Origin of the sequence: uncultured Campylobacter sp., from assembly GCF_937890585.1 — a bacterium.
Lineage (GTDB): Bacteria > Campylobacterota > Campylobacteria > Campylobacterales > Campylobacteraceae > Campylobacter_A.
The window spans coordinates 1-10,837 of sequence record NZ_CALACG010000169.1; the positions used below are offsets into that span (position 1 = coordinate 1).

The 10,837-nt window shown below is 39.5% G+C and carries 8 protein-coding genes; 5 read left to right on the forward strand and 3 right to left on the reverse strand.

From position 1 onward, the window contains the following. Positions 1 to 308: 308 nt before the first annotated feature. Positions 309 to 3,920: a DNA polymerase III subunit alpha gene (gene dnaE, locus Q0296_RS04900; RefSeq protein ID WP_298037317.1), complete on the forward strand. Its 3,612-nt coding sequence runs from the start codon at positions 309 to 311 to the stop codon at positions 3,918 to 3,920. A gap of 15 nt (positions 3,921 to 3,935) precedes the next feature. Continuing rightward, entirely contained in the window at positions 3,936 to 4,643 is a 708-nt protein-coding gene (locus tag Q0296_RS04905; protein ID WP_298037319.1) for a DUF6882 domain-containing protein, read from the forward strand. 34 nt (positions 4,644 to 4,677) lie between these two features. Here the strand turns inward: Q0296_RS04905 and waaF are convergent, their stop codons facing one another. Genes waaF through Q0296_RS04920 form a run of 3 tightly spaced genes read right to left on the reverse strand, consistent with a single transcriptional unit; the run spans position 4,678 to position 7,806 of the window. Next, entirely contained in the window at positions 4,678 to 5,631 is a 954-nt protein-coding gene (gene waaF, locus Q0296_RS04910) for a lipopolysaccharide heptosyltransferase II (RefSeq protein ID WP_298037321.1), read from the reverse strand. Continuing rightward, positions 5,628 to 6,659 (reverse strand): glycosyltransferase family 4 protein, encoded by a 1,032-nt coding sequence (locus Q0296_RS04915; RefSeq protein ID WP_298037328.1) that lies wholly within the window; start codon positions 6,657 to 6,659, stop codon positions 5,628 to 5,630. The genes waaF and Q0296_RS04915 overlap by 4 nt, the downstream gene beginning before the upstream one ends. Further along, positions 6,631 to 7,806 (reverse strand): O-antigen ligase family protein, encoded by a 1,176-nt coding sequence (locus tag Q0296_RS04920; protein WP_298037330.1) that lies wholly within the window; start codon positions 7,804 to 7,806, stop codon positions 6,631 to 6,633. Before Q0296_RS04920 ends, Q0296_RS04915 begins: the two co-directional genes overlap by 29 nt. A 137-nt stretch (positions 7,807 to 7,943) precedes the next feature. Here Q0296_RS04920 and Q0296_RS04925 point away from each other — a divergent pair, with 137 nt between their 5' ends. Genes Q0296_RS04925 through Q0296_RS04935 form a run of 3 tightly spaced genes read left to right on the forward strand, consistent with a single transcriptional unit; the run spans position 7,944 to position 10,829 of the window. Next, positions 7,944 to 8,993: a glycosyltransferase gene (locus tag Q0296_RS04925; RefSeq protein WP_298037333.1), complete on the forward strand. Its 1,050-nt coding sequence runs from the start codon at positions 7,944 to 7,946 to the stop codon at positions 8,991 to 8,993. Further along, on the forward strand, positions 8,990 to 9,760 hold the full coding sequence (locus Q0296_RS04930) for a polysaccharide deacetylase family protein (RefSeq protein WP_298037342.1): 771 nt from the start codon (positions 8,990 to 8,992) through the stop codon (positions 9,758 to 9,760). Before Q0296_RS04925 ends, Q0296_RS04930 begins: the two co-directional genes overlap by 4 nt. 40 nt (positions 9,761 to 9,800) lie before the next feature. Continuing rightward, positions 9,801 to 10,829: a glycosyltransferase family 2 protein gene (locus Q0296_RS04935; RefSeq protein WP_298037344.1), complete on the forward strand. Its 1,029-nt coding sequence runs from the start codon at positions 9,801 to 9,803 to the stop codon at positions 10,827 to 10,829. Positions 10,830 to 10,837 lie beyond the last annotated feature (8 nt).

A 10,837-nucleotide genomic window follows, 5' to 3' on the forward strand; every position in this document is an offset into this window, starting at 1 on the left:
TTTTATCAAAAGGGAGACAAGGGGACTTAAATTACGAAGCCGTCCCCCTTATCCCCCTTTTTAAATCCCCTAAACCCCTCGCACGTTATAAGGGCATGCAAAGGTGCTGGTGCACTGCATGCGATTAGAAACTCGATCAAATTTTAAAATTTGTCAGACGCTAAATAGCGCAGCATGATAGCTTAGCCATGCGCTTTGCTCTTGTCACAGACTGAAAAATCTCTAAATTTTAAAGCTATCATTAAGCTTTCATCAAGCGCCTTATTAGCCAAAATTTTGTAAAATCCGCTCATTAAAAAGGATAAAAAATGAGTGAAAATTCTGGCTTTACACACCTACATTTACACACCGAATACTCCCTACTAGACGGAGCAAACAAGATAGAAGAGCTAGCTCATACGCTCCATGACAGAGGCGACACGGCAGCAGCGATCACGGATCACGGCAACATGTTTGGCGCGATTGATTTCTACAAAAAGATGAAAAAAAATGGTATAAAACCGCTAATTGGCATCGAGGCTTATGTGCATAACGGCGAGCAGCTCGACGACAAGAGCACCAAGCAGCGCTTTCACCTCATCCTAATCGCCAAAAACGAGACCGGCTATAAAAATTTGATGTATCTTAGCTCCATGAGCTACATCGAGGGCTTTTACTACTATCCTCGTATCAATAAAAAAATCTTAAAAGAGCACAGCGAAGGCCTAGTTTGCAGCTCTGCTTGCTTGCAGGGCGAGGTGAGCTGGCATCTAAATTTAAGCGAGCGTAACGTTAAATTTGGCGCTAAAGGCTACGAGCGGGCAAAAGAGGTCGCGCTTGAATATAAAGAAATTTTTGGCGATGACTTTTACCTTGAGATCATGCGCCACGGCATCGGCGATCAAAGGCGCATAGATGATGACATCTTGCGTATCGCAAAAGAGACTGGCATCAAGGTCATCGCCACAAACGACACCCACTACACTTTTAAAGAAAGAGCCGCTGCGCACGAGGTCTTCATGTGTATCGCGATGAACAAAACATTAGACGATCCAAACCGACTTCGCCACAGCGTTCATGAGTTTTTTGTTAAAAGCAAAGAGCAGATGAACGAGCTATTTTTAGACATACCTGAAGCGATAGAAAATACCCAAGAGATCGTGGATAAGTGCAATCTTGAGATCAAGCTTGGCAACCCAACTCCGCCAAATTTCAAATTTACTCTTGAGTGCGCCAAAGAGAGAAATTTGACCCTCCCAGAGCCAGAAAACAGATATAGCTTCAAAAATGACGCTGTATTTTTCGAGCACGAGTGCAGAAAAGGCCTTGAAGAGAGGCTGAAATTTGTCCCAGAAAATTTACACGAGGAGTATAGAAAACGCCTTGAGATAGAGATCGGCATCATCAATAAGATGAATTTCCCAGGATATATGATGATCGTTTGGGACTTCATCAACGAAGCCAAGCGAAGAGGTGTGCCAGTTGGCCCAGGACGTGGCTCCGCGGCTGGTAGCTTGGTCGCTTACTCGCTAAAGATCACCGACCTTGATCCTATCCCATACAACCTGCTTTTTGAGAGATTTCTAAACCCAGAGCGCGTTAGTATGCCAGATATCGACGTGGACTTTTGCCAAAGCAGACGTGGCGAGATCATCGACTACGTCACGCAAAAATACGGCAAATTTAACGTTGCTGGCGTCATTACATTTGGTAAATTGCTCGCAAAAGGTGTCATTAGAGATGTCGCTAGAGTGTGCGACATGCCTTATGCGGAGGCTGATGCTATGGCTAAACTTATCCCTGATGAGCTTAACATCACGCTAAAAGACGCCTATGATAAAGAGCCAAAGATAGCTGAGCTAATAAGCCAAAACCCAAAGGCGGCTAAAATTTGGAAATTTGCCCTTGATCTTGAGGGGCTAAACAGAAACGCCGGCCAGCACGCAGCGGGTGTCGTCATCTCAAACGAAGAGCTTTGGAACAAAACCCCGCTATTTCGCCAACCAAACAGTCCGGAAGATCGCTTTGTCACTCAGTATAGCCTCAAATACCTTGAAGACGTTGATTTAATAAAATTTGACTTTCTTGGCCTTAAGACGCTAACGGTTATCGACAATGCGATAAAGCTCGTTAAACAGCGCACTGGCAAGGACATCATCTGGGAGCAGGTCGATAAAAACGACTCTGGCGTTTATAAGATGATACAAAGTGGCCAAGCTATCGGTATCTTTCAGATAGAGGGCGAGGGCATGAGAAAGCTAGGAACTAGCCTGCGCCCAGACTGCTTTGAGGATATCGTCGCGATGCTAGCACTCTACCGCCCAGGACCTATGGAGAGTGGCATGCTTGATGATTTCGTCAAAAGAAAACATGGCGAGGCGGAGATAACATACGCATTTAAGGAGCTTGAGCCGATCCTTGCGCCAACATACGGCGTCATCGTCTATCAAGAGCAAGTCATGCAGATCGTGCAGGCCATAGGCGGCTTTAGCTTAGGCGGTGCGGACCTTGTGCGCCGTGCGATGGGTAAAAAGATCAAAGAGGAGATGGACAGGCTAAAGGGCGAGTTTGTAAAAGGTGCTGAGGCAAAGGGGCTAAACGGACAAAAGGCGGATGATCTTTTCGAGCTGATCGTTAAATTTGCAGGATATGGCTTTAACAAGTCTCACTCCGCAGCCTACGCTTATGTCACATTTCAGACGGCTTATCTGAAGGCTTACTATCCGGCTGAATTTATGGCGGCACTTCTAACGAGCGAGGAGAGCAACGTCGATAAGATCGTTCGCTACATCGATGAGATAAAACGCATAAACATCGATACTTTGCCGCCATCTATCAACAAATCAACCAAAGAATTTAGTGTCGTTAAAAATGGCGAGCACGATGGCATTATCTTTGGGCTTGGAGCGATTAAGGGCGTTGGTGGAGCGGCAATTGAGAACATCATCGCTGAGCGTGACGCAAAGGGCGAGTTTAAGAGCATGGACGACTTTGTTTCAAGGATCGATCCATTTAAGGTCAATAAAAAGGTCTTTGAAAGCCTTATAAAAGCTGGCTGCTTCGATGAGTTTGGCTTTAGTCGTAAGATGCTTTTGCAAAATGTAGAAAATATCGTAGAAGCTTGCAAAAATGCAGCCCAGATACGTAAAAATGCGGCCGAGAGCCTCTTTGGCGAAGATGATAGCATGAATGATGTGAAGATAAATTTCGTCACTATAAATGATGAATTTGACATCAAGCAGATCTTGAAATTTGAGCAAGAGAGCGTTGGCATCTACCTCTCAGGGCATCCGCTTGATGACTATAAAGATGAGATAAATAAGATCAAATACACGCTAAGCTCGGAGTTTGAGAGCTTGCCGCAGAGTGCTGAAATTTTGGTGGTCGGCAAGATCGAGGACTTTAGCACGAGGATCACAAAAAGTGGCAAAAAAATGGGCACTATAAATGTGCTTGATTTCCACGGTAACATCGAGATCGCCGTCTTTGAAAGAGAGCTTGGCAACATCGAAGATATCGTAAAAGACGAGGCAAAGCGCGATCTGCCTTATGCTTTTAGGATAAATATCTCGCGCGACGATCAGTTTGTTAGGACAAATTTAAACGAGGTTTATAGCCTAGAAGATGCGCAAAATTTAGACTTTAAGACTAGAAAGCTAAAGCAAAACTCTAAATTTAGCAAAAACGAAGAGGCGAGCGCCCCTCAAAAAGGAAGAGAGGATGCCGAACTAGAGGTACTTTTAAGCCTTAGTGAGCTTAGCAAGCAAAAGCTGGAGCAAATTTATTCGCTAGTTTTTAGTAAAAATGCTCCAAATAATCAAAAACGGCTAATCTTGAAGATAAAAAATGAAGCAACTGGCGAAATTTTCATCTATAAGACTGAGTTTATCGTAAGTGATGATGTAGGCGAAGAGATAGAAAAGCTCGCTGCTTCAGCGTAAATTTAAGGACAAGAGATGTTTGATATTTTTAGAAAAAAGAGCCATTTTTTAGATGAGCTTGGCATAGATAAAAGTAATTGGAGTGAGCTTTTTAGCGCTTCTCTTGGCAGAGCGATGCTGCTTCAAAAGAGATTATTTAAGCAAGTGGTTGAGGCTAGTAAGTGGCAGGCTGACTTTGAAAGTGGCAAAATTTACTTTGATAAGCAGGAGTTTGATATGCAGTTTATCGGCTCTGAGAGCTTTTCGTCAAATACTTGGCTTTGGGGATATGAAAATATAAATGGCTTTGACGAGCGCTTGCTTGGGCTAGCAAATAGGGCGCGTGAGTTTGGCGAGAAATTTGGACTTGAAGCGTTTAGCACGGCGCAGTTTGAGCTAGATGAAGAGATAAATGGTCACACGATTAGCTTGGTCGCTTGCGTGGCGCTTGGCGAGGAGCTAAGTTATTATAAGATCGATTACGACGGAGGTGCTGCGTATGTTGCATTTAGGGCGGAGGCTATCTTTAAAGAGCCAGTTTTAGCAAATGAAGTAATAAGCATAGTAAATGAGTGTATAAGCGCCTATGAGCTTGATCACAAGCTTTTTATAAAAGGACTTTTGCTGGGTTGCGAGATAAAATTTAGCGAAAACAAGGATGAGATAGTAGCTAAGCTTAAAGATGAACTTAGCTTTAAATTTGATGATCTTAATAGGCTAACAGATATCTCCGCGAAGTTGTAAGCTTATATTTTGGCTGGGTTATTAGGCGCTTGGCTTAGTATCCTAGCTCTTTTATTAGTAAATTTATCTCATCTATCACCATTTGTGGCTTTAGTTCTTTCATGCAAGCATGCGTTTTTAGCGGGCAAACTCGCTTCATACAGGGCATGCACTCTAAGTTTAGATGTACTATTTTTGCAAATTCATTGCCCCAAGGCGAGGTTTCACTAAATTTTGTCGGTCCAAAAAGGGCGATCGTTGGCACATGAAATGCGGCAGCTACGTGCATAGGGCCGCTATCGTTTGTGACAAATATGCCATTTTTGCTAAGCCCAGCTATGCGCTCGCAAAGCTCCTTGACGCTTGTTTTGCTAGCTAAATTTTGGCAGGCGACGCCATTTTCTTTTAAAATTTGCTCAATTTTCTCGCAAATTTCTTGCTCACCCTTGCCACCAAAGATGACTATCTCAAACTCATCTTTGTAATTTAGTGCCACCTGTGCAAAATACTCTGGGTACCATCTTTTGGCACTTCCGTAGCTCGCACCTGGGTTTAGAGCTAGTGTTTTTTTAGCTGAAATTTGAGGTGTAAAATGTAGCTTTAGCTGAGTGAAAATTTCATTTAAGCCAAGGGTGTTTTTTACAAAATTTGCATATTTTAGCACCTGATGAAGGGTGGTTTTACTCTTTTTAAAGATGGCTTTTTTCTTAGCGTTTATAAAAAATATCAAAAATTTACTAGCAAACGAGCTTCTAAAGCTAAGCGCTAGATCAAATTTGCCAAGACTTTTTGCGCTTTTTGCAAGAGATAAAAATCTAAATTTAGCCTTTTTGCTCTCATCAACGACCACTTTTTCGCAGTTTGGATGGTTTTTGTAAAGCTCGCAGGCTACAAATGAGCCAAAAAAAACGATTTGTAAATTTTTCTCATTTTGCACCAAATTTTCTATCGCAGCACTTGCCATCACGCTATCGCCAAGCCAGGTTGGAAGTTCGATAAAAACTCTCATTTTAAGGCGTCTTTTATCACTTCAAGCGTAAGAGCGGCATTTTTTTCGATGCTAAAATTTAAAGAAAGCTCGTAAGCCTTCTCTTGTAGGCTCGCCATGAGCTCGTGGTTTGTGAGAATTTCATCTATAAACTCCAGCGCGCTCTCGTCATTTGGGCTTTGAAGCACAAATTTATCTTCTAAAATCTCGCTAGCTCCATTTTGAGCCGTCGTAAAGACCACGTTTTTAAAGCTAAGTGCCTCTAGCACGACATTTGAAAATGGCTCATAGTGCGTTGGAAATATAAAAATATCGCTCGCTTCATAAAATTTCGCCGTGCTCTTTTGCTCGCCGAGAAAGTAGGCGTTTAGTCCAAGTTTTTTAGCTAGGCGTTTGTAGCTTGAGATGTTTTTGTCTTTGCCAACGATTAGCGTATTTACAGGCGTTTTTAGCTTTGAAGCAAGGAGCAAAAACTCTTTTAGCCCCTTTCTTTTAAAGCCATTTCCCACAAAAAGCAGGGTCGCTAGCTCAAATTTAAGTCCGAATTCCTCACAAAGCGCGAGCTTTGCCTCGGCTTTTTGCACCCTTTGGGGTAAATTTACACCGTTATAAATGGTCGTGATCTTCTCTGGCTCTATGCCGTAAGTCGCGATGATCTGCTCTTTTATAAAATTTGAGTTTGTGATGATATTTTGGGAGTTTTTGAAGCACTTTTTCTCTAAGTATGGATAGACGAAATTTAGGGGGTTTAGCCACCAAAAGCTCTTTGTCGCCCTATAAACCTTGTGCACGCCGTCTCCTGCCCTGTAGATATCGGCGCAGCTTACTCGCTCTAGGCTAAAATAAAACTCGTCCTCTCTTTTTTGGCGTTTTACTTGGCGGTTAAAATTTAGAGCTTTTTTCCAAGAAGAGACGCTGGTGTCTCCAAGATATGAGCGAATTTCTGTTTGGATACCAAGCCCATTTATGGCCTTAACAAGCCTTCTTAAGTATCTTTCAGCACCTCCAACTGCGTTTGGATTAGTTCTTAAAAATACTATTTTTTTCATCTATAACTCCTAAAGCCAGTGCCCAAAACAAGAGCATCAAAAGTGCGTTTTCATGGTGAAATGTCGTGTTTGCAAGTGAAATTACGTTTTGAAAAACAAGCATCAAAAGCGCTAGAAAAACTATGCTGTTTTGCCTGAAATTTTTAATAAATTTAATAAAAAGTGATAGTTGAAATACTAAATATGCAAGCAGAGCGATGATGCCTTTTTCGGTTAAGAATGTTAAAAAGGTGTTGTGCGCGTGAGATACATTGACTTCAACGTTGCCTGGAAAATATTTTGTTATATCTATGGTTTTAAACTCGCCAGATCCTATACCAAAGAAAGGATGCTCAAGCCAAGTATAAAAAGCGCTAGCAAAGATCGGATATCTCGTCTCTGACCCTGTAACACCTCTTGTTAATTTGCTATAAATTCTTATATCTTGAGTGATATTTGCTGATATATATGTATAGGAAAAAATTATGGCGATAAATAAAATTATTAGGCCAAGTGATACATTAAAGCTAGTTTGCTTATTTGCGATTTGATAAAACAAGATAGAAAAAGTAATAACAGGCAAAAGATACATGGCGGCTCTTGAACCAGTAATCATAACTCCCAACGCGCAAATTCCTGCTATTACTATACATATATTTTTTTCATATATTTTTTTTAGCTCACCCATTGATATTAAAGCTATACAAAGGACTAGTAGCATAAATATTGCACTGTGGTTTACATGACCGATTGATTTAAGCTCAAAAAGTGCAGCTGGATCACTTGAAGTAAATTTTTTTATACAAGCTGGGATAAAAGCGGTGATCAGGCCAACAAATAAGGCAAAAAACAGAAATTTAAAGTTTATTTTCTCGGCTCCAACGCTTCTAGCTACAAAGAAAAATAACATACATCTTAGTGGGTCAAGAGTTCTTGAAGGCGAAACACCGTTTATGAGGCAGCTTATAAATGTAATCAAAACAAATATAAAAAGCGAGATATTTATAACATCGAATTTAAATTGTTTTTTTTCTTTGACACAGATATAAATTCCAACCAATACAAAAAGTGTAAGTGAAATTTGTTTTAAGCCCTCGGTAACTGGTAGCGTAAATAATAAAATAACCAAAAAAAGATTGTAGATCTTGGCTATTATGTCATTTTTCATGTAATCCCTTTAAAATTTAAGTAGATATTTTAGCATTGCTGAACTAAAAATAATATACAATTAAACAAAAAGTAGTTTTTAAAATAGCAAAAACGTTTTTATCGAATAAAAAAATAAAAGAATTTAAAGAGTAAAAAATGATAAACATACTTGAGCTTGAAAGCTCTTTGGGATTTGGTGGGCAGGAGCACCGTACGCAGCGTGTGATAAATGGACTGGATAAGAGCAAATTTAAGGTTTTTTATGGGTTAAATCCTGGCTCAAAAAGCCTTGAAAAGCAGATAGAGTGCGAATTTGTCGAGTTTAACCTCAAAAAGTCTTTTAATATCTTTGAAATTTTAAAAATTTGCAAATTTGTAAAGAAAAATAATATAAAAATCATCTCAACTCACTCTGGCAAAGACGGCACAATAGGCGCGATCGTGGGCAAGATTTGTGGCGTTAGCGTGGTTCGCACTAGGCATTTGCAACTACCTATAAGCTCCCCAATACCTTACAACCTAAGCACAAAAGTGGTCGGCGTTTGCAACTCAGTCTGCGCTGATCTTATAAAAAGAGGCGTTAAAAAAGAGAAGGTACTAAAAATTTACACTGGCATCGATACGCAAAAATACACGCCAGAATTTAAGATAAATATGAAAAAAGAATTTGGGCTAAGTGACGACGTGGTGGGCATTTGTATCGTGGCAGTGCTAAGAGCTGCTAAAAATCATAAGCTCTTAATCGATGCATTTAGCGAGCTGAATTTAGAAAAATCAGCCCTTTTTATCGTAGGTGATGGCCCACAAAATAAAAATTTACACGAGTATATAAAAGATAAGAAAAATATCTTCATGCTTGGCAACAGAACCGATGTGAGCGACTTTTTAGGCTCGCTTGATATCTGTGTGCTACCTTCTGATATGGAGGCGATCGGCGGGGCGCTGCTTGAGGGGTCTTCGTGTAAACTAGCTACTATCGGAAGCGACGTGGGCGGACTTGGCGAGGCGGTAAGCGACGGCAAGAGTGGATTTTTATTTCAAAATGGCAACAAAGAGGAGTTAAAAAAGGTGCTTGAAAGGCTCATTTTGGATGAAAATTTAAGGAAGCAGATGGGTGAGTTTGGCAGAGAGTACGTAAAAGAGACATTTAGTATCGAAAAAATGATAGAAAACACACAAAATTTATATATGGAACTTGCAAAATGAGCGTAACGGTTTTGATGTATCACCACGTGCTTGAAAAGAGCGGATTTATCGCTAGTAGCGTGGATGAGTTTAGATCGCACATGAAATTTCTAGCCGAAAATGACTATAAAACGCTAAGCATAAATGAATTTATCGCATACAAAAAGGGTGAGCTTGAGGTGCCTAAAAAGAGCGTTTGCATAACATTTGACGATGGCTGGATGGACAACTACATCTATGCCTATCCTATCGTGAAAGAATTTGGATTAAAAGCAAATATATTTATAATAACTGGCTGGATAGAAGCGGCGCAAAAGGCTCATGAGATGAGGCCTGCTAGCTTTTTAAACGTTGATCACAACGAATGTAAGAGGCTTGCTCCAAGTAGGCCGCAAGATGTGATCTTAAATTTAGAACAGATCGAGAAGATGAGTGAGTGCTTTTATTTTCATTCGCATACGCATGGGCATTTTGATAACTATTTTGGACAGCTAAGTCTGGACGAGGAATTTGGCCTTTGTCGTGAGTTTATGAAGAAAAACTTTGGCTTTGAGGATGAAGCACTTTGTTGGCCGCGTGGTAAATACAATGACGAGTATCTAATAGCTGCGAAAAAGCATGGCTACAAGGCATTTTTCACGACAAAGCGCGGCATAAACAAGGCTGATGGCAACCTTGAAGAGATAAAACGCATAGTAACAAAACGTGATGAAAAATGGCTTAAAAAGACTATGTTTATATATCAAAATGATATTTTAGGCTCGATCTACGCGGCGATAAGGTCTTAGTGGGCTAAAATAAATAAATTTCAATACAAAAAGAGTGAAAATGGCTATAAAAGTGAGTTTTATTATTGCTGTATATAACGCAGAGCAATACATCAAAAAGTGTGTCGATAGTATTTTGTGTCAAAGTTTAAGAGAAATTGAATTAGTTGTTGTTAATGATGGAAGCAATGATAAGACATTGGAAATTTTAAATAAGTTTAATGACGATAGGTTAAAAATTATTTCTCAAGAAAATACCGGTTCAACCATAGCCAAAAACAACGGTATAAAAATTTGCAGTGGTGAATATATCATTACAATTGATGCTGATGATTTTGTAGAGTTAGACTATGCTGAGAAAACATATGAAGTTGCATCTAAATTTAATGCAGACATCGTAGTGACTGATATGTTTAAGGACTATACTGATAATTCAAAATTAATAAAAGACTATGACACTTCAGAAAAAATATCACCAATCAATAAAGACGAGTATTTTAGTAAGCTTATATTTGCAAAAGGAGTTCTGCATAATTTGGTAAATAAGCTAATTAGAACTGAAATTCTAAGACAAACTCCTTTTCCTGGCGGAATATTTTTAGCAGAAGACTTTGATACATATATAAAGGTCGTGGCTAAATCAAAAATCATAGTTAAGCTAAATGAGGCCTTTTATCACTATAGGATAGGTCAAAATAACACAAGTGGCTTTGAGAGCTTAAAGGGAGTAATGGATCATAAATTTGTTTATGACGACGTGATGGAGTTTTTAAGGCAGATTAAAAAAGATGAGCCGAAATTGATGCAGATGCTAGAATATAGAAAGATAAAAGGAGTTTATTTGCCAGTCCTTTCATCAAGACCTGACCTGTCAAATCAAAATTATATAGCTGGGCTAGATCTGATTTTTAATGATCTTAGTGAAATAGTAAAACTTAGTGGATTTAAAAAACTGAGATTGAAGTATAAAATTTTATTTTGGTTACTTCAAAGGATTAGTGATCGCCAAAAGGTTGTAAGAATTTTATATGCTTTTAATAGTTTTAAAAACTTTTTTTCTGGCAAAAAAATGAAAAATTTTAGAGCATGATCTTGTGG